The 18806-nt window shown below is 54.9% G+C and carries 17 protein-coding genes; 12 read left to right on the forward strand and 5 right to left on the reverse strand.

Translation table 11 applies throughout. The annotated features are described in order from the left end of the window. Positions 1–127 precede the first annotated feature (127 nt). The 3 genes from pal (at position 128) to tilS (ending at position 2964) form a co-directional block, all read left to right on the forward strand. Positions 128–685, forward strand: coding sequence for a peptidoglycan-associated lipoprotein Pal (gene pal / locus RYZ27_RS13665; RefSeq protein ID WP_406680082.1), 558 nt, complete (start codon positions 128–130; stop codon positions 683–685). 100 nt (positions 686–785) lie between these two features. After that, positions 786–1796, forward strand: coding sequence for a tol-pal system protein YbgF (gene ybgF / locus RYZ27_RS13670; protein WP_406680083.1), 1011 nt, complete (start codon positions 786–788; stop codon positions 1794–1796). Beyond that, on the forward strand, positions 1786–2964 hold the full coding sequence (gene tilS / locus RYZ27_RS13675) for a tRNA lysidine(34) synthetase TilS (RefSeq protein WP_406680084.1): 1179 nt from the start codon (positions 1786–1788) through the stop codon (positions 2962–2964). Before ybgF ends, tilS begins: the two co-directional genes overlap by 11 nt. Here tilS and RYZ27_RS13680 read toward each other — a convergent pair. The 4 genes from RYZ27_RS13680 to RYZ27_RS13695 form a co-directional block, all read right to left on the reverse strand. Then, the gene (locus RYZ27_RS13680) at positions 2933–3658 is read right to left on the reverse strand and encodes a formyl transferase (RefSeq protein ID WP_406680085.1); all 726 of its coding nucleotides are present in this window, start codon (positions 3656–3658) and stop codon (positions 2933–2935) included. The two genes, tilS and RYZ27_RS13680, sit on opposite strands and share 32 nt — an antisense overlap. Before the next feature lie 117 nt (positions 3659–3775). Further along, complete coding sequence (locus RYZ27_RS13685; RefSeq protein ID WP_406680086.1) at positions 3776–4321, reverse strand: hypothetical protein; 546 nt, start codon at positions 4319–4321, stop codon at positions 3776–3778. 150 nt (positions 4322–4471) lie between these two features. Then, positions 4472–4810: a hypothetical protein gene (locus tag RYZ27_RS13690; protein ID WP_406680087.1), complete on the reverse strand. Its 339-nt coding sequence runs from the start codon at positions 4808–4810 to the stop codon at positions 4472–4474. A 61-nt stretch (positions 4811–4871) separates the two neighbouring features. Further along, complete coding sequence (locus tag RYZ27_RS13695; protein WP_406680088.1) at positions 4872–5078, reverse strand: DUF1674 domain-containing protein; 207 nt, start codon at positions 5076–5078, stop codon at positions 4872–4874. 88 nt (positions 5079–5166) lie between these two features. Between RYZ27_RS13695 and htpX the strand changes: the two genes are divergently transcribed. The 7 genes from htpX (at position 5167) to purH (ending at position 13980) form a co-directional block, all read left to right on the forward strand. Beyond that, positions 5167–6069 carry a zinc metalloprotease HtpX gene (gene htpX / locus RYZ27_RS13700; protein ID WP_406680089.1) on the forward strand — a complete coding sequence of 301 codons (903 nt, stop codon included), beginning with the start codon at positions 5167–5169 and terminating at the stop codon, positions 6067–6069. Next, positions 6066–7349 (forward strand): RsmB/NOP family class I SAM-dependent RNA methyltransferase, encoded by a 1284-nt coding sequence (locus RYZ27_RS13705; RefSeq protein ID WP_406680090.1) that lies wholly within the window; start codon positions 6066–6068, stop codon positions 7347–7349. Before htpX ends, RYZ27_RS13705 begins: the two co-directional genes overlap by 4 nt. A gap of 117 nt (positions 7350–7466) precedes the next feature. Next, positions 7467–7973 carry a glycine zipper 2TM domain-containing protein gene (locus RYZ27_RS13710; protein WP_406680091.1) on the forward strand — a complete coding sequence of 169 codons (507 nt, stop codon included), beginning with the start codon at positions 7467–7469 and terminating at the stop codon, positions 7971–7973. Between the two features lie 70 nt (positions 7974–8043). Continuing rightward, entirely contained in the window at positions 8044–8700 is a 657-nt protein-coding gene (rpe, locus tag RYZ27_RS13715) for a ribulose-phosphate 3-epimerase (protein WP_406680092.1), read from the forward strand. A 23-nt stretch (positions 8701–8723) separates the two neighbouring features. Further along, a complete protein-coding gene (locus tag RYZ27_RS13720; protein WP_406680093.1) occupies positions 8724–10451 on the forward strand; it encodes a heparinase II/III family protein in 1728 nt (575 codons plus the stop codon). Beyond that, complete coding sequence (locus RYZ27_RS13725) at positions 10448–12322, forward strand: polysaccharide biosynthesis protein (RefSeq protein WP_406680094.1); 1875 nt, start codon at positions 10448–10450, stop codon at positions 12320–12322. Before RYZ27_RS13720 ends, RYZ27_RS13725 begins: the two co-directional genes overlap by 4 nt. 74 nt (positions 12323–12396) lie before the next feature. Next, the gene (gene purH, locus RYZ27_RS13730; RefSeq protein ID WP_406680095.1) at positions 12397–13980 is read left to right on the forward strand and encodes a bifunctional phosphoribosylaminoimidazolecarboxamide formyltransferase/IMP cyclohydrolase; all 1584 of its coding nucleotides are present in this window, start codon (positions 12397–12399) and stop codon (positions 13978–13980) included. Positions 13981–14061: 81 nt separating this feature from the next. Here purH and RYZ27_RS13735 read toward each other — a convergent pair whose 3' ends face one another. Continuing rightward, positions 14062–16134 (reverse strand): S9 family peptidase, encoded by a 2073-nt coding sequence (locus RYZ27_RS13735; protein WP_406680096.1) that lies wholly within the window; start codon positions 16132–16134, stop codon positions 14062–14064. A 159-nt stretch (positions 16135–16293) separates the two neighbouring features. Here RYZ27_RS13735 and cmk point away from each other — a divergent pair, with 159 nt between their 5' ends. Both cmk and rpsA read left to right on the forward strand, forming a co-directional pair. Continuing rightward, complete coding sequence (cmk, locus tag RYZ27_RS13740) at positions 16294–16926, forward strand: (d)CMP kinase (RefSeq protein WP_406680097.1); 633 nt, start codon at positions 16294–16296, stop codon at positions 16924–16926. Positions 16927–17051: 125 nt separating this feature from the next. Continuing rightward, on the forward strand, positions 17052–18734 hold the full coding sequence (rpsA, locus tag RYZ27_RS13745) for a 30S ribosomal protein S1 (RefSeq protein ID WP_406680098.1): 1683 nt from the start codon (positions 17052–17054) through the stop codon (positions 18732–18734). The last annotated feature ends 72 nt before the right edge of the window (positions 18735–18806 follow it).

An 18806-nucleotide genomic window follows, 5' to 3' on the forward strand; every position in this document is an offset into this window, starting at 1 on the left:
TTTCATGCTCTAAACACCCGTTTTCTGTTCGAAGCAGGCGCTTATGTGCGATTCTCGCTACAGGTGACATACAGTTGACAAAATCCCCGCTTAATGCCCCGATAAGTCTGCAAGCAAGGAGTAGATAATGCGTCGCCTTATGATTCCGGCCGCCTTGGCCACATCACTGGTTGTTGTTGGATGTGCCTCAACACCAGAACCTGTCGAGCCCGCTGTTGTAGAAACCCCCCCTGTTGAAGATACAACACCTGTTGTCGCGCCAGTTGAAGAAGTCATTGAAGAACCAACACGCGAAATTGATTCAGGCCCACTCAAGGGCTCACTTGAGGATTTCCAGGTGAATGTCGGCGACCGCGTTTACTTCGACCTTGATCAGTATCGTCTGGATGATGACGATCAGAACATTCTGCAACGTCAGGCCGCCTGGCTACAGTCTTATCCAGATGTCACTATTCTGGTCGCTGGCAACTGCGATGAGCGCGGGACCCGCGAGTACAACCTCGCCCTTGGTGAGCGTCGCGCCTCTATCGTGAAGAATTATCTGGTTAGCCTTGGCGTTGATCCGGCCCGTATCCAAACCGTATCTTACGGCAAGGAACGCCCGATTGCGCTTGGCGCCAATGAAGCATCATGGGCACAGAATCGTAATGGTTTCACCCAAATCCTGTCTGGCGCAACCAGCTAGTCGCCTACAGGCATAACTGCACACAACGGTCGGGACGCCACATTTTGGCCCCGACCGTTTCTTATTGCAGACTAAACACATTCTGTTCCGGAGACCGTCTATGTTCCGTGTCCTTGTTCTGTCCTTTCTTGCGCTCTCGCTTGGCGCGACACTCCTGAGTGCAGAGGCCCAACGGGTTAAACGCGAGGAGTTTGAGACAACGATACAGGAGTTGCGAAACGCCGATGTGGATGGCCGCGCGGCAACGGCGAATGTCGGGTCGCAAATTACAGACCTTAAGGCGGACAATGCTGCCCTGAACGGCAAGGTCGAAACTCTGGAATTTCTGCTGTCGCAGTCACGCGAGCAGGTGAATCAGATGCAGGCCGATGATGCGGAACTCGCTCAGCTTATCGATCGCCTCGAAAAGCGCCTATCCTCTCAAGACGCTAAAATCCGCTCACTTGAGGCACAGATGCGTCAGGCCGCAACCGTCGCCCAACCCTTCGCCGCGACTGGGGCAGGTGAAACACAGAACTCAGCTCCCACGACAGAAACAACTGGAAACCGTCCGCAATCCCTTACCCCTCAAGCCGCATCAGAAACAACTACAGCACCCGCGCAAGTTACCGGACAGCCAACCCGCATCGTCCGCACAACCACAACGACGAGAGATCAGCTAGCCGGGGAAAATGCCTTGCCACAGGGCACCCTTGGGACTGTCTCAGCCAGCAGTCTGCCCGGCGAAGCAGGCCCGCTCTTTGCCGAAGCGAAGAACCGGCTTCTACGCTTTGACTATACCGGGGCAGAGTTGGCTTTCAGGGCCTTCCTTGAGGATTTCGGCGATGACCCGCAAGCTGGGGAAGCGCAGTATTGGCTCGCTGAAGCGCTTTATCAAAAGGAAGCTTATGCAGAATCCGGACAGGCCTACACCGATATGATCCGCGCCTATCCGGATGATCCACGCGCGCCTGAAGCCCTGGCGAAACTTGCCCGGGCGATGCGTCTGGTGGGTGACACAGACCGGGCCTGCAATGCGCTCGATCTCCTGCCACAGCGCTACCCGAATGCCTCAGGCTTGACCAAGAATCTGGCGGCGGGTGAACGCGTTCGTTCCGGCTGTGACAGCTAAATCCGACGTAGACTTACGCCCCTTGGGGCTGGACCTTATCGTAACGCCCCAAAGCATTGCTATTGCCGTCTCTGGAGGTGGTGACAGTCTATGCCTACTGCATCTCTGTCAGAACTGGGCCAGTAGAGCAGGGCACAACTTGCACGTTTTCACTGTAGATCATGGCCTGCGCTGCGAAAGCGCCGATGAGGCCAAATGGGTCGCTCGGCAATGCCAAAAGCTGTCTCTGCCTCATCATACTCTGATCTGGAAGCATCCTCGGCCATCACAGGCAGCCGCGCGGCAGGCCCGCCATCGCCTTCTGGCAAAAGCTTGCCAAGGGATCGGTAGTAGATGGCTTCTGCTTGGCCATACGCTGGATGATGTCGCCGAAACCATAGCCATGAGAGCCACACGGGGTGTTGCCCCCGAGAAGCAAGCCGGACCGATGCCTGTATCGGTTAGTCCGGTCTGGCCCGAAGGCCATAACCTTACGCTCTTACGCCCTCTGCTCCTGCAACAACGAGACACAATCAGAGCGTGGCTGAAAGCCAAGGCTATCGAGTGGATTGACGACCCTTCAAATCAAGACCCATCATATGAGCGGGTGCGCCAAAGACAGGTTTTGAAAACCCGTGAAGATGGACCATCCCGCGATCCTGTTTCTGCATTGCAGCAGCGCCTTCATGCGACGGTGCCGCTCATTTCTGATCTGAGAATGATTGCTCAGAACGTTGACCCATTTGGCCTGGTGAGCCTGCCGAGTGATTTCATAGATAATCAAATGGATGCACTGCTCTCCCTGGTTATCCCCGCCGCAGCTGGTCATGACAGACCGCCCCGGGCAACCGACCGCAACGCTCTGATCAAAGCTTTGAAAACAGCCCAAACCGGACAACGCTTTACGCTTGGTGGCGCGTGGTTAGAGCGCAAGTCTGACTATATTCTGGTCGGACGGGAACCAGGCCCCGTCCCGGTAGACTATCGCGGGGTACTTTGGGATGGTCGGTTTGAAGCGACAAGCGCCCCAGCTCTGCCGCGTGAAACCGCCCCTTTTCTGGTCCGACATGCCGTACCCCCAGATCGAAACTGGCGCTGTGTCGTGGCGGATCGCCTTAAAACTGATGCCGACATGATCGAAATGAATCAGGGGCTGCTCACCACACCCCACGCATCAGGCCAGCCTTGAGATAACCCCCGAGGGTTGGTGCAAAATACTGGTTTGAGGGCAAATCGACCGCGTAAGGGACCAAATGCCGGGTCTTGGCGGCAATGCGCCAAATATAGGTGTGGAAATTATCCGCCGGGTCTGCACGCACACGCGCCTGATACAAAATGCCTCCCGTATCGACGCCCTGGTCAATCAGATGAACCGTAGCTCCAAAGTGTTCGGGTTCACCATTTGCCAGAGCGAAGTATCCCCCAAACATGCCACGATAGGCCGGATTGATCCCGGAATGGTAATTGATAAAGGGAGCCTCCACCGCGCTGAGCGTCTTAGTTCCGATCATCCTAGCGGACACCACGAAAACAACCTTTGGATTTAATCTGGAGAGCTGTGTCCGAGTTTCTTTGTGATTGACGGAAGGGACTTCCAAAATGACCTGATCTCGTGCTGGCTCTGGCTTTAGAGTCTCTTGTTCAATCATCTCGGCGATGACTTGCCCTGATCCGCGCTTCATGAGTTTGATCGGTAACCGCGCAGCCATCATGCTCGCAACCTGCAAAGGCCCAAGCAGCCGCAATCGCCGCCGCCAGAAAATGGATGCAGGCTCAGCTTCCTCCCGGATGACCGGGAATGCCCCAAAATGCTGACGCAAGGCATTGATGGTAATCCAGGCATGCGGCCCACCCGCTGTCAGGGCAACGATATCTGTGCGCATTGATCGCTCCATCATACTTCACAGACAAAGCTGCAAGGCTGATGCCGCAACATGAAAAAGGCGGCTTTTGGAACCGCCTTTCTGATCACAGTTTCGTGAGCTGCTTAAGAAACCAGCTTAATGGCAACCACATGGGCGAGGCCGCTTATGGTGCTTTCCACCACCGCCACCACCTTTGTGCCGGAAAGTGAAATGCGACGCCGCATGGCTAAGCACACCAGAATAGCGTTTGCCGCCACCAATGATAATCGTTCCACCACCACCGTAGAACTCAGTGCCAACACCAGCCCCGACACCACCCGTAAAGGCCCCCATATCAAGCTTGATCTCCTGACTGGCTGTAACCGTTCGTGTCGCAACAGCACGACGTGTCACTGTCGGGGTATGCGTCCGCGTATAGGTTCGAGTTGAGGTTGTGCGGGTCACAGGTGCAGCGTGATACTTAGGTGCTGGGGCATGGGTGAAGCGCGCTGGCGGAACCGGGCAGCTCCACTTATGCCCCTCGACCAACACACAGCCAGGTTCCGGCGGTGTCATATTGTGTGCTTTCAGGGGTGTTGGGCCACGATTAACCTTCTGTCCTGAAATACCGTCGGCAAAAGATGGGGCTGCAAAGAGGGTCAAAACTGCGATCAATGCTGTGATCTTGTTCCATAGTGACATGGTTTTCGCCTCCTGAGCGAATTAAGTCTTATCCAGTGATGACGTCGCAAGCACTGGGCCAGTCCTTAGTAAAGACGACAGACCAGATGTTTGCAAACGCCTTAACCTAATGGGCGAGTGCCATTCGCGCGGCAGGCGCAAGTCAGGATGTCAGGGCTTCAGTTTCTGAGTCTTATTCGACCCGATCACCTCTATACCCTCATGCCCCATAAAGTGGGTAACATCTAACGTCGCGGTATAGGGTCCAGCTGCTGGCAAGCCGATCCCGGTTTGAATACCAAGCACCTCTATGCTCCAGAAATCAGGTTTCTGGACATAGATGAGTGGAACAAGGCTGACTTCCATTGTGATGTAAGGTTTCATGCCATTTACGATCAGCATGTAAGTTTCGTTGACGATGCCTGGTCGTAACTCAGCATTGTCAAAACTTATGATTCGTGCGCCCTTTGATTGAGGCAGATCCCGAAGATCATTGAGTGCATTATACATTTTTAGCGTCCTCCCCTATTGAGGAGTTAACTATACTTCAATTTCGGGTAAATTTCGAATCCTAGAAATCGAACGCGCGGCCATCACGCTCCCAATCACCATAGCGGACCGGTTCTTTCTTCTTCGGTCCACCTTTTTCCTGCGCCCGCGCCTCTTCAAGATCGCGCTCTTTAGCCTCAAACGTAGCGCGGCGCTCAGCCGCTTCAGCTAAAGCGCGCTGCGCGGCAGGAGATAGCTCTTTCTTTGTGACATTCTGGTCATCTGACATGCTCAGGACTCCCACTGGCGTTAACGCTTCTATATATCTCAATCACTAAGATTAAGGTTTGCCAGCCGTCTATCAAGGAGTGCGCCTCATGGGCACCACCAAGACTTTTATTCTGCTCGCTGCCATGACGGCTTTGTTCATGGCCGTCGGCTTCGTAGTCGGGGGCACGATGGGTATGGGGATTGCCTTTATTGTTGCCGCCGGGATCAACTTCTTTTCCTATTGGAATGCGGATAAAATTGTCCTGAAAATGCAAGGCGCACGGCAGGTCGATGAGAGCGATGCCAGCCCAATGATCCGAACCTTTGTCGGCGACACAAAAGCCCTTGCTCGCTCCGCAAACATGCCGGAGCCAAAAATCTACATTATCGACACCCAGCAACCCAATGCCTTTGCGACGGGCCGAAACCCTGACAATGCCGCTGTGGCTGCCACATCAGGCCTACTGAACATGCTCAGCCGCGAGGAAACCGCAGGCGTTATGGCCCATGAGCTTGCCCATGTCCAAAATCGCGACACGCTGACCATGACGATTACGGCAACCATTGCAGGCGCCATCGGCATGCTGGCGAATTTCGCGCTCTTCTTCAGTAATCGCGAGCGGGGCGGCATCATTGCAGGGCTATTGATCATGATTTTTGCCCCTATGGCGGCGGGCCTTGTCCAAATGGCGATCAGCCGCTCGCGTGAATATGAAGCTGATAAACGGGGTGCAGAAATTTGCGGCAATCCTCTATGGCTTGCCTCGGCGCTGGAAAAGATTGATCGAGGCGCAAGAGCAACGATTAACCGCCGCGCAGAGGAAAACCCCGCAATGGCGCATATGTACATTATGAACCCCCTCGCCGGGCGAAAAGGTGATAGTCTCTTTTCAACCCATCCGGGCACAGCCAACCGGATTGAAGCGCTGGTTCGCCTTGCCGAAGACATGGGGCAGGGCAGAATGAGCCCGCCACTGGAAGACCCCCGTCCAACTGGACCTTGGGGGTGAGCGGGGCAAAGGCGAGACTGGCCGCCGCAGACCTGTTAATTCGCGTCCTTGATGAAAAGCGCCTGCTGGATGAAGCGCTTACCAGCAGCGAACTCTATGATGACCTAACCGGCCCAGATCGTGGCTTCTCCCGTGCCATGACCAGTGCGGTTTTGCGCCAGCTTGGCCGCCTTGATGCTGGGTTGGCCCCTTTTCTGGAGCGGCCAATTGAAACCGCAACACCGCCAGCACGCGCCCTTCTACGACTTGGCGCCGCTCAAGCCTGGCTATTGGAAACCCCGGACCATGCTGTGGTCAGCGAAACGGTTGCTGCTGCAAAACAATGGCCGCGCGCCCAACGTGCAACTGGGTTCTTGAACGCGGTTTTGCGCAAAGTGGTAAGTGACCGAAGCGCCTTCGATGCCGCCCCGATTGAAGCCATATGGCCAGAGTGGCTACGACAGAATTTGATCTCCGGGTTGGGTGCCCGTGCAACCCTAGCCCTGGCACAGGCACAGACCGAAACGCCAGACCTCTATCTGATCCCTAAGGACGGCAACGCCGAAGCTCTGGCTCAGCGCGTCGATGGTCAGGCTGTCGCCTCTTACGCGGTGCAAATCGACCACACCCGGACCGTGCAGGATTTGCCCGGCTATGAAGAAGGGGACTGGTGGGTGCAGGATATCGCGGCTGCCCTACCTGCCCTTTTGCTAAACGCTCAAGCAGGCGAAACCGTCCTTGATTTTTGCGCCGCACCCGGCGGCAAAACGATGCAGCTGGCCGCTACTGGGGCAAATGTCACTGCAATTGACCGTTCCAAACCACGCCTAAAGCGGCTCAAGCAGAATCTCTGGCGCACCGGATTTCATGGAAAAATTGAAACCGTTCTAAGCGATGCAACGAACTGGACGCCGCCAGCCCCAGTCGACAAAATCCTGATTGACGCTCCATGCTCAGCCTTTGGTACGCTGCGCCGTCACCCGGAAGGGGCCTTCATCAAGTCCGCCGAAGATATCGCCGGCTTCCCGAATATTCAGATGCGTTTGCTGAAACATGCAGCCAAGAATCTGAAACCTGGTGGCAGTCTGGTTTATTGTGTCTGTTCCCCCCGCCCAGAAGAAGGCAGCGCCAATATCGATCAAGCTCTAGGCGAGTTACCCTTGCAGAGGTCGCCCATCACAGAGGAAGAGGCTGGCGTCTTTAAGGGCTCGCTGACATCTCATGGAGATTTACTCACATTGCCAGGGAATAATCTGCGCCATGATGCGTTCTACATTTGCCGACTGACTCGCAAAACCTGACGATCTTTTCATGAAGACTGGGTCGATTGGCCGTAAAAACGCCTTATCAGGTTCATTTAGAGTTCAGCCAAGTTGGCGAGAATGCACAGCGTCCATTCGTGCAAAGGAGCACATATTATGACAAATACGATTTCTGTGACCAAGCCCGGTAACAAGATGATGGCCGGCATCTTTGCAGCCATGACCTTGGCCGTAACCGGCTGTGCCGCGACCAATAGCGGCTCAGTGGTGAGTTCTTCTTCGACCGGCTACTCAATGACCGTGCGCGAAGGTACCGTGGTTTCCATCCGTGACGTTACGATCCGCCCGGACCGCTCAATCATTGGCACCGCAACAGGTGCCGTCCTTGGCGGACTTGCTGGATCTGAGCTTGGTGGTGGCGACAAAGCCCAAACCGCTGGCGCCATCGGTGGCGCTGTTCTTGGTGGGATCGCCGGAAACATGCTCGGCAAAAACCTTGGCACACAGCAAGGTCAGGCGATTACCGTTGACTTTGGTGGTCAGGATGGTCTGCGCGCTTATGTCCAGCCGCTTGATTATCAGTTCCAGCCGGGTCAGCCCGTCTTTGTGGAATTCCGCGAAGATGGTGCCTATGTGGTGCCGCGGCCAGCCCCGCGTTACTAATCCCCTTGCATATGCACCCTCTACCGCCGTCAGCCTTGTGCTGACGGCGGTTTAGTTTTAGGCGTCAATCATGTCTGATATCGTGATTTCGCCCTCCATCCTGTCAGCCGATTTTGCAGAACTCGGGGAAGAAATTCGCCGAATAGATAAGGCTGGAGCAGATTGGATCCATGTTGATGTCATGGATGGGCATTTCGTGCCAAACCTGACATTCGGGCCGCCAATTATCAAAAAGCTGCGCCCACACACAGACAAGCCGTTTGACGTACACTTAATGATCGCCCCGGTTGATCCCTACATTGATGCTTTTGCCGATGCCGGCGCCAATATTCTCACCGTTCATCCTGAAGCTGGACCACATCTGCATCGCACCATCCAATCCATTCGCGCTAAAGGCATGAAGCCCGGCATTGCCCTGAACCCGGGAACACCTGCCGAAATTATCGATCCCTTGATCGATGATATCGACCTCATTCTGGTGATGTCGGTTAATCCGGGCTTTGGTGGACAGAGTTTCATTGATAGTCAGCTTCGCAAGATCGAGAAGCTCCGAAAGCGCATTGATGAAACAGGTCGCGATATCATCCTGGAGGTGGACGGTGGTCTGAACACTGAAACAGCGCCAAAAGCCATTTCAGCTGGTGTAACCGCTATTGTCGCGGGGTCTGCTGTTTTTAAAGGTGGTCCCGACCACTACGCTGACAATATCGCCGCCCTTCGTCCCTAGTAGAGTTTTTGCACGTTACCTGAATGACTGAGACAGTCCTGCCGCCGCCAACAGAGCCAAGACGCAGCGATGAAGATGACATCGCTCTTTGGGCGCGTTTCCGCGGCAAGACGGGTGAAGATGCCAAAGCTTCCGCAGGCCATCGCCTGAAGATTGCTGGCACCAAGCCAGAGGGTTTTGGCCTTTACCCTAGACCTGTAAACCCGCCCGACCCCTTGCGCGGTGAGCGTCTACTCATGGGTATTTGGCGCATCGGGATGGATCGTATGGTCTTGCCGGACGGCTCCGCACCGTGGACAGAACAGATGCCGTCTCGCCACTATTCCGACCGCGTGCACCGCTTCGACTGGCTCGCAGACCTGTTTTCGCAGGGAGACGTGGGCGCTGACCGGGCCCGTCTTTTGGTCGATGACTGGATTGAGAATTTTGGCCGCTTTGATGGCTTTTCCTGGCGTTCATCCTGTACAGCCGATCGCGCCTGGAGCTGGATTTGCTGTGGCGCCGCCCTTTTTGAAGAAGGCGATGATGCCGCGATTGATGCGCGTCTCGATACCCTTAATCGACAAATCCGACATGTTGCCGCCCTGGTTGACTCTGATCGTGACCCGATCGGCGTTTTCCGCAGCGCTGTTCTCTCTATGGCTTGGGCGATTTGTGTCGGTCGCGGTAAAGAGCTTGATGAAGCCATAGGACGGCTGGAATCTGTTTGCACGGCCCAGTTCTTCCCAGATGGTGGTCATGTCTCACGCTCTCCGGCGCGCACAGCTCGCTGCCTATCGGATCTCATGGTTCTTGAGGACTTGCTCATCCGCAGTGATCGGCCAGTACCAGACTATCTTGAGAAATGGATCAACCGCGCAGGTGGCATGGTCGCCTTTTTCCGCGCAAGAGACGGCGCCCTGCCGCCTTTTCATGATGGTGATGAGCGCCGTGTCGAAGAAATTGATGCAATTATCACCCGGCTGAAGACCGCGCCGCGGCAATTCAGCATCGCCCCGAAATCTGGTTACCAGAAACTCCAGAAAGGCGAGACGTGTCTTTATCTTGATGCTGGAGCTGGCCCTGAACGTCCCTATGGCGACAAGGCGCATGCAGGCTCGCTGAGTTTTGAACTGCATGATCGTGATGCTCGGATTATAACCTCTTGCGGCAACAGCCCCGAAACAGATCTCGACTGGCAAGCTGCCGTCCGGCGTACCAGCGCGCATTCAACCCTGGTCGTCAGAAGCGAAGACTCTTCTCGGTTCATCAAGAATGATGATAGTGACCTGCTCTATCCAGAGGGGCCTGACGGCATATCGGCCAAGCGTTTAGAAGAAGCTGATGAGATTTGGCTCGACGCACAGCACAGTGGCTATAAGCGTATCTTTGGCTTGCTGCACCGCCGCCGCCTTTTCATGTCTGGCGATGGCTGCCGCCTGACGGGTGAAGATTCTCTCTCCAGACCTGTTTCAGCTGGTCTTGGTGAAGATGAGACCGCTATTGAGTTTGATATCCGCTTTCATCTTCATCCCACGATTACTGCCATGACCTCTGGAGATGCGATTATCCTGCGCAGTGAGTATGGGCCGGTCTGGCGTTTCAAAACAACCCACGCCAAAGCTCGTCTGGAACCAACGGTCTATCTGGGCCGCGGTATCGTTGAAAAGAGTGAGCAGATTGTGCTCACAGGTCAGGCTGACCCAAACGGAGACGGCACCAACCCGCCAAATTGTGTGCGTTGGGTCTTCCTGAAGGATACATCTCGATGACCCCGCGTGGAGAAGCCCGTAGGGCCATCATTCTGACCCTTGGCTTTGATGTCACCATGGCCTTCATCGCCATGATGCTCGCGTTGATTGTGCCATGGACGATGACGGACGGGTGGCCCACTCAGCCCTATGCTTTGGCTATTGGCGTGTCATTAGTTTTCAGTCTTTGTGGGCTGGCCTCCTTGATCCTACTGGATGTGCATAAACAGGTCTGGCGCCACGCCGGATGGCCGGATGCGATCCGGATTGTTCAGGTCGTTTTGTTGACCGCTCTGGTCTTTCTGCCGATCATATTCTTGTGGAATCGCTTGTCTGGAATCCCCAGAAGCAGCCTATTATTTGCGACTGCTATATGGCTGTTCTTGCTGTTTTCCGGTCGCATGATTGCCCTTTCACGTTCCACGCATAGGCCGTTTCAAATCTTCACGCCTGTGCGCGCAGACGCTCCCCTCGTTGTTATGGTTGCTTCCAGTACAGAGGCTGCGGAAGTTCTTCGGGATTTTCAAAAGAATGGTAAAGGAGCTCCAGTTCGTATCCTTGGCCTGATTGAAACAACGGGGGCAGACTCCGGGCGTGCTATTCGCGGTGTGCCTGTTCTTGGCGGTCTGGATGATCTTGCAAACGTATTGGATATCTTGGGCGTTCGTTATGAGAAAACACCTTGGGTGGCTGTTGCGGGGTCGCTGCGCAAAAAACTTGCGACAACCCAAATCCTCGAAATTGCGGCCACCCGAAAAACGTCCGTTATGGCTTTGGGCGCGGGCAAAGAAGGGTTGCACCTGCTGCCTGCACGCCCCGCTGACCTTTTATCACGCCGGGTACGCAAACTTGACCCAACCCCTGTTCAGGAAACCCTGTCGGGGCAATCAGTCTTCATCACGGGCGCAGGCGGAACAATTGGCTCCGAGCTTTCAAGGCAATGCCAGGCGCTGGGTGTGGAATGCATGACCCTGTTTGAGGGTAGCGAGTACAATCTCTATAATATCGACCTCGAACTGCGCGAAACAGGCGCGCCAGCGAAACTAACCGCACAGCTTGGCAATGTTCGTGATCTGACACTTCTCAAGAACGCCATGAAAACGACAAGTCCAGACACCGTTATTCATGCCGCAGCATTGAAACACGTTCCGCTAATGGAAGAGAATCCATGTGAGGCCATCCTGACCAATGTTGGCGGCGCGATTAATGCCATTGATGCTGCGATTGCTGCGAAAGCCTCCCGCTTCGTCTTCATATCAACCGACAAAGCGGTTGATCCGGACAATGTTATGGGAGCCACCAAGAGGCTAGCAGAGTTAGCCATCGCGTATCGTGCCCGTGATCGCGATATTGCTGTTGCCATGGTCCGATTTGGTAATGTTCTAGGGTCGTCTGGCTCTGTTGTTCCCCTATTTGAGCGCCAGATCAGCAATGATGGGCCTGTAACGCTGACGCATGAAGAGGTCACGCGTTACTTCATGACCGTGGAAGAGGCTTCCAGCCTCGTTCTACAGGCCACCGCGCATCAGACAGAAAAAGGCGATGCAGGCCTGTTTGTACTGGATATGGGTAAGCCAATTCGTATTAAATCTCTGGCCGAATCGATGATCCGCATGAAGGGCATGGTTCCGGATGTCGACATCATGATCAAAACAACTGGGCTAAGACCAGGCGAAAAGCTTCATGAGGCGTTGACCTATCCGCATGAACGCCTGGAACCGACGGGCATTGACGGCCTACGCGCCATCCGCCCCCAGGATCGTCTGATGGAGCCAGAAGACTTCTGGACTTTGGTTGAGAGCCTTCTGCATCAAGCAGAAAAGCGCGATACCAAAGCCGCCCTGCAAACCCTGTCCAGGCTTGTTCCCGCGTATCGCCCACCACAGGATTGAAATGCAAGCCGTTGACGCGTCTGTCCGTCATGATAGGGCGGTGCCAACATCCATTGCATCCGCAGGCTACTTCCATGACCCAGACCCGCATTCGCCGCGCCCTGATCTCTGTTTCTGACAAGGAGGGGCTGGTTGAGCGGGCGGAGCGACTGGTCGCTCATGGTGTCGATCTGGTTTCAACCGGGGGAACCGCGCGCACACTCAAAGAAGCCGGACTTGCTGTAAAAGACGTTGCAGACCTGACCGGTTATCCTGAAATGATGGATGGCCGCGTAAAAACGCTCCATCCGGCGGTTCATGGTGGCTTGCTCTATTTGCGCGATAATGACAGCCACAAGGCCGATGCCGACCGTCATGGCATTGAAGCCATCGATCTCGTCTACATCAATCTCTATCCGTTCGAGGCGACTGTTGCTTCCGGGGCAGGGTTTGAGGATTGCATCGAGAATATCGACATTGGTGGCCCTGCCATGCTGCGCGCAGCAGCGAAAAATGGGGATAGCGTCAGCGTCTGCACAGATGGCGGCGATCTTGATCGTGCATTAGCGGAAATGGACAAAACTGGCGGTCATGTCAGCCGTGACACTTCCCGCCGTTTGGCCGCAAAAACCTATGCCCGCACCGCCGCTTATGATGCTGCCATCAGCAACTGGTATGCGCGCCAACTGGATGAGAGTGCACCAGACTGGTTCGCGATGGGTGGAAAGCTGAACGAAGCCCTGCGCTATGGGGAGAACCCGCATCAAAAGGCGGCTTTCTACACAACAGGTGAAGCCAGACCAGGCGTCGCGACTGCCGAGCAGGTTCAGGGTAAAGCGCTTTCTTATAACAACATCAACGATACAGATGCGGCTTATGAATTGATCGGTGAGCTGGGAGACGAAACCCCGGCCGTTGCCATCATCAAACACGCCAATCCCTGCGGTGTCGCCCTGGGAAACAGCATTATTGAAGCTTATCGCGAGGCGCTCGCCTGCGACTCAACATCTGCCTTTGGTGGTATCGTCGCCCTGAACCGCCCGCTTGATGCGGCAACCGCTGAGGAAATCACGTCCATCTTCACTGAAGTCGTGATTGCGCCGGGCGCTGATGAGGCTGCAAAAGCTGTGTTTGCCAAGAAGAAGAACCTGCGGCTTCTGCTCACAGATGGCCTGCCAGACCCAGCTGCGACTGGTACATTCATGAAAACCGTTGCTGGTGGCCTTCTCGTGCAGGACCGCGATGCTGGCCGGATCACGAAGGACGATCTGAAAGTCGTTACCAAGATTGCGCCAACAGAGGCACAATTGGATGATCTCCTCTTCGCCTGGCGCGTCGCCAAGCACGTGAAATCCAACACAATTGTCTATGCCAAGGATCGCGCCACTGTCGGCATTGGCGCAGGCCAGATGAGTCGGATCGACAGTGCCCGCATTGCCGCCCGGAAAGCCGAGGATGCCAAAGAGAAAGAAGGGTTTGAAACCTTGCGCACCACCGGATGTGTTGCTGCGTCTGATGCGTTCTTCCCCTTCCCGGATGGTATGCTGGCCGCTGCGGCCGCCGGGGCAAGCGCAATCATCCAGCCAGGCGGCTCAATCCGTGATGATGATGTGATCGCCGCCGCTGACGAGGCGGGTCTCGCAATGGTCCTGACGGGCATGCGCCACTTCCGCCATTAGAGCAGTAAACACGAATGAAAAAGCCGGAGCGCTTTACACGCTCCGGCTTTTCTATGTTTGGATTTAAGAGAAGGGAGCAGACTATTCCTCAGTCTTCTCTTTCTTGATCTTTTTCATGCCAAGCTTCTCTTCAAGCCCAAGATCAAACTCCGGCATCGGATCATCACGGCTCGCATCAACACCCAGATAAGTGTCCATCCAGCGCATCAGACGGTAGGAATAATCCAGACGGGCAGCAGCCTTACGGTTCCCGTGACCTTCGCCGGGATAGAAGACGAGACGAACCGGCGTATCGGTGCGCACCTTCATGGAGCGGTAAAGCTCCATAGATTGGCTTGGGTGCACGCGTGTGTCCTCCTCGCCATGCATGATCAGGGTCGGGGTTGTTGACTTGCCAGCATGGAAGAGCGGCGAGCGCTTCAATAGCTCCATCCAATGACCATCATTGTCATCCCATGGCCATTTCAGAGAGTGTACGAGATACATCTCATTTGGAATATCGCTCGTACCGAATTTGGAGATCTGGTTGGAAATCCCAACAAAGGCTACAGACGCCGCAAAGTGCTCTGTCAGGGCCGTTGCGCCCCACATTGAGGCATAGCCCCCATAGGAGCCGCCGGTAATCCCGACACGGGCCTCATCAACAAAGCCAGAAGCGGTCAATGCTTCTACGCCATCGACCAGATCGTTGAATTCAGCACCGGCATAGTCATTCTGATGCTCTTTCGCGAAGGCTACGCCGCGCCCGGTAGAGCCCCGGTAGTTTGGATAGAAAACAGCATAGCCATCGCCTGCACCAAACTGGCCAGCCATGGAGTAGGCAGTAAGCCAACCATCAGAATAGTGTGCTTCCGGACCACCATGAACGGTGACAATCATCGGCCAGCCCAATTCTGGCGCATCTCCATTAGGCGTAATCAGAAGCCCTTCAATCTCACGTCCATCGCGGGCCTTATAAACAAAGGTCGTTTGCTCAGCGAGCGTGATCTCATCTAGCCACGCATTGTGATTTGAGAGCTTGAAGCTTTGTCCTTGGTCCTGCTTGAATACTTCGCGTGGATGCGCGGGACTATCGGCTGTGAAATAAACATCACCGTAGCCGCCAACCTCGACATTACGCACAACGATATCATCAGGGGTCAGGAAAGTGTGAATCTCTTTGCCACGCGTATTGTAGGCCACCATGGCTGACTCAACACCGCGATGCGCGTTCGTCAGGATCAGGCTATTATCGAGCCACTCAATATCCTGAATGTGCTGCTCGGCGTCGAAGGTGAGCTGGCGGAAGCTGCCATCACTCACCTTGGCAACCATCAAGACACCATCGGAGGTATCGTGGATATCTGTGCCGCCCATGAAGGCAATGGACTCACCATCCGGTGAAATCCGAAAACTGCCCAGCTTGCCTGGATTGTCGACACTGGCGGTTTCCTCACCCGTCGCAGTATCAATCACGTGCAGACGGCTTTTCATGAGCAAGTCATCGACATGAGGGGTTGGCGCTGCAGAAATCACAAGGAAAGATCCGTCCGGGGCAAGCTCTAATGCATTCACATCCACGCCTTCGAAGAGCTTCTCAGCCTTGGCGTCCTCATCGCCCAGAGAAACGCGCCAGACGCTCGCCATGTCGACATTCTCTTCATAAGCGTAGGCTTTGAAGCCTTTTTCCCTTAGAGCCTCGTCACTTTCATCTTTTTCGGTCGCGAGGAAGTAAAGTGTCCCACCATCAGGAGAAATGGCATAGTCGCCAATAGGCTTCTCATGTTCGAAAACCTTTCGCGCCTCACCACCGCTCATCGATATAGCGTACAATGAAACAGCCTTGTCTCCGTCTCGCTTTGAGCGGAAGTGCAACGCATCGCCAGTTGGGGAGAATTGCAGATTGGATTTTGGACCCTCACCGCCAATGAACAGAATGGGATCCCCGCCATCGCGCATCACATAAACATGGCTATCAGCACTGCCATCCTTATCGCCAGCGAGTAGGTCGCGTTGTACCGAAACAGTATAAGCGACAGCCGTTCCATCGTTTGAAACAGTCAAATTGCCAGCGTTCTGGATTTTAGAAACATCTTCAATTTCCATTGGGCGTGCTATTGCGGGCAGTGTTGCCAGCGCCGCCACAGAAACAAGAGTCGCTAGACGATACGTCATTCGCATTCTGGGTCTCCATTCAGTCATTTTGGGTGCGTCCGTGTTTCCCTTTGCGCACCTGATAATTCTCCATCTACGCGAGTATGGTTGAAACGGAAAGCTTATTGACTGCGGTGGATCGTCTTGACATTCGGCGTGTGTTCGCTCACCCGCCACGCCATGATTATTGCAATCGATGGAACGCTCGCCTCGGGAAAGGGGACAATCGCCAAGCGGCTCTCGGCCTGGTACGGCCTACCGCATATGGATACCGGACGCTTATACCGCGCCACTGGAGTCGCGGCCAAGCATCAGGGTGTAAGCTTTGAGGATGCTGATACCCTTGCGGACGTCGCCCGAAGTCTTGATCTAAACGATTACACTGAAGAAGAGCTACGCACCGCAGGCGCTGGGCAAGCCGCCTCGAAAGTCGCCGCTATTCCCCAAGTGCGAGCTGCTCTGCTCGAATTACAACGCGCTTTTGCCAATCAGGCCAAGGGGGCTGTTCTGGATGGCCGCGATATAGGCACAGTCGTCTGCCCAAATGCGGATGTAAAACTATGGGTGGATGCCTCTGTTGAGGCGCGCGCCGAACGCCGCTTGAAAGAACTCACCTCCAAAGGTGACACCCTGTCACTTTCGGAAATGATCGCTCAACTGAAAGAGCGAGATACACGCGACAAAACCCGCAAGGATGCCCCCATGGTCGCGGCAGCAGATGCCGTCTTGATTGATACCACTCATCTGACTATAGACGCGGCTGTGGATAAAGCACGGGACGCGGTTGAGGCCGCTATCGCCCGCAACAGCTAAGCGTTCTGGCCTCAAGGCCAAATCCCAAGCGCTTACCAAGCTTATCCCTGATATGCAGGAACGGCTGACCAGACGCATAGGGCTTCTGGCAGTGAACCCCGTTTTCCTGTGTCACCGGAGACCCCATGACTGATTCAATGAACCCTTCGACGGATGATTTTGCATCCATGTTCGAAGAAAGCGCTGGCGCAGCAACCCTTCAAGAGGGCCGCGTTGTTCCAGCCACAGTAATCTCTAATAATGGCGATTACCTGACCCTCGACGTTGGCCTGAAAACCGAAGGCCGCATCCCTCTGAAAGAATTCCTGCTTGAGGAAAAACAGCCTGAGCCAGGCGATATTGTTGAAGTTTACCTCGACCGTATTGAAAACCTGATGGGTGAAGCTGTTCTCTCGCGCGACAAAGCCCGCCGCGAAGAAAGCTGGATCACACTGGAAGACAGCTACAACAAGGAAGAGCCTGTTAAAGGCGCGATTGTTGGCCGCGTTAAAGGTGGTTTCACAGTCGACCTTGGTGGCGTCAATGCCTTCCTGCCAGGTTCGCAAGTCGATATTCGCCCCGTCCGCGACGTTGGCCCACTGATGAACGAAGTACAGCCATTCGCGATCCTGAAAATGGACCGTGTTCGTGGTAATGTCGTTGTTTCCCGTCGTGCGATCCTCGAAGAAAGCCGTGCCGAGCAGCGCGCTGAGATCGTTGGCGACATGAGCGAAGGCGATACCCGTGAAGGCGTCGTCAAGAACATCACTGATTACGGTGCGTTCGTTGACCTTGGCGGTATTGATGGCCTGCTGCATGTCACAGACATGAGCTGGAAGCGCGTTAATCACCCAAGCCAGGTTGTGAATGTTGGCGACACAGTCAAAGTTCAGATCATCAAGATCAACCCAGACACCCAGCGTATCTCTCTCGGCATGAAGCAGCTTGAGAGCGATCCATGGGATGATATCGAAGCCAAGTACACAATCGGCACTCGTATGTCTGGTCAGGTCACAAACATCACCGATTACGGTGCGTTTGTTGAGCTCGAAGATGGTGTTGAAGGCCTGATCCACGTTTCTGAAATGAGCTGGACCAAGAAGAACGTTCACCCGGGCAAAATCGTTTCTACATCTCAGGAAGTCCTCGTTGAGGTTCTGGATGTCGACAGCGACAAGCGCCGCATTTCACTTGGCCTCAAGCAGACTCAGGACAATCCATGGTCTGCCTTCATGGCCGAGCATCCAGTTGGGACTGACATTGAAGGCGAAGTTCGTGGCATCACGGAATTCGGCCTGTTTGTTGGCCTTGGACCAGACCTCGATGGCATGGTTCACATCAACGACATCTCCTGGGATCAGTCTGGCGAAGAAGCCATCCAGAACTACAATAAGGGCGACACGGTTACCGCGCGCGTTCTTGACGTGGACATGGAAAAAGAGCGGATCTCTCTCGGGATCAAACAGGTTGGCGGCGACCCAATCGCTGACAATGCCAGCGTCAAGCGCGGCGCGATTGTGACCTGTACCGTTACAGAGATCACAACGGGCGGTATCGAAGTTGAGTTCGGTGAGCCACCAGTCAAGAGCTTCATCCGTCGCTCTGACTTGTCTCGTGATCGCGCCGAGCAACGCCCAGAGCGCTTTGCTGTTGGCGATAAAGTCGATGCGAAAGTCACACAGGTTGATCGCTCATCCCGCCGTATTGGTGTCTCTATCAAAGCGCTGGAAATCTCCGAGGAGCAAGAGGCCGTCGCACAGTACGGCTCTGCCGACAGTGGTGCTTCTCTCGGCGATATTCTGGGCGAGGCCCTTAAGGGTAACGACTAAACCAACCGGATCTGGCCAAATGAATCGGCCAGAATCTTTTAAATCTGCGGCGGAGGCTCTGGTCTCCGCCGC

The organism is Hyphomonas sp. FCG-A18, from assembly GCF_045287255.1.
Lineage (GTDB): Bacteria > Pseudomonadota > Alphaproteobacteria > Caulobacterales > Hyphomonadaceae > Henriciella.

Excerpts from the sequence above, each read along its gene's own strand:
- RYZ27_RS13710 (WP_406680091.1), top strand. The coding sequence starts at position 7,467 with ATGACAAATACGATTTCTGTGACCAAGCCCGGTAACAAGATGATGGCC.
- ybgF (WP_406680083.1), top strand. The coding sequence starts at position 786 with ATGTTCCGTGTCCTTGTTCTGTCCTTTCTTGCGCTCTCGCTTGGCGCG.
- RYZ27_RS13735 (WP_406680096.1), bottom strand. The coding sequence starts at position 16,134 with ATGACGTATCGTCTAGCGACTCTTGTTTCTGTGGCGGCGCTGGCAACA.
- rpe (WP_406680092.1), top strand. The coding sequence starts at position 8,044 with ATGTCTGATATCGTGATTTCGCCCTCCATCCTGTCAGCCGATTTTGCA.
- RYZ27_RS13720 (WP_406680093.1), top strand. The coding sequence starts at position 8,724 with ATGACTGAGACAGTCCTGCCGCCGCCAACAGAGCCAAGACGCAGCGAT.
- RYZ27_RS13690 (WP_406680087.1), bottom strand. The coding sequence starts at position 4,810 with ATGTATAATGCACTCAATGATCTTCGGGATCTGCCTCAATCAAAGGGC.
- purH (WP_406680095.1), top strand. The coding sequence starts at position 12,397 with ATGACCCAGACCCGCATTCGCCGCGCCCTGATCTCTGTTTCTGACAAG.
- RYZ27_RS13680 (WP_406680085.1), bottom strand. The coding sequence starts at position 3,658 with ATGCGCACAGATATCGTTGCCCTGACAGCGGGTGGGCCGCATGCCTGG.
- pal (WP_406680082.1), top strand. The coding sequence starts at position 128 with ATGCGTCGCCTTATGATTCCGGCCGCCTTGGCCACATCACTGGTTGTT.
- RYZ27_RS13685 (WP_406680086.1), bottom strand. The coding sequence starts at position 4,321 with ATGTCACTATGGAACAAGATCACAGCATTGATCGCAGTTTTGACCCTC.
- htpX (WP_406680089.1), top strand. The coding sequence starts at position 5,167 with ATGGGCACCACCAAGACTTTTATTCTGCTCGCTGCCATGACGGCTTTG.
- rpsA (WP_406680098.1), top strand. The coding sequence starts at position 17,052 with ATGACTGATTCAATGAACCCTTCGACGGATGATTTTGCATCCATGTTC.
- cmk (WP_406680097.1), top strand. The coding sequence starts at position 16,294 with ATGATTATTGCAATCGATGGAACGCTCGCCTCGGGAAAGGGGACAATC.
- RYZ27_RS13695 (WP_406680088.1), bottom strand. The coding sequence starts at position 5,078 with ATGTCAGATGACCAGAATGTCACAAAGAAAGAGCTATCTCCTGCCGCG.
- RYZ27_RS13725 (WP_406680094.1), top strand. The coding sequence starts at position 10,448 with ATGACCCCGCGTGGAGAAGCCCGTAGGGCCATCATTCTGACCCTTGGC.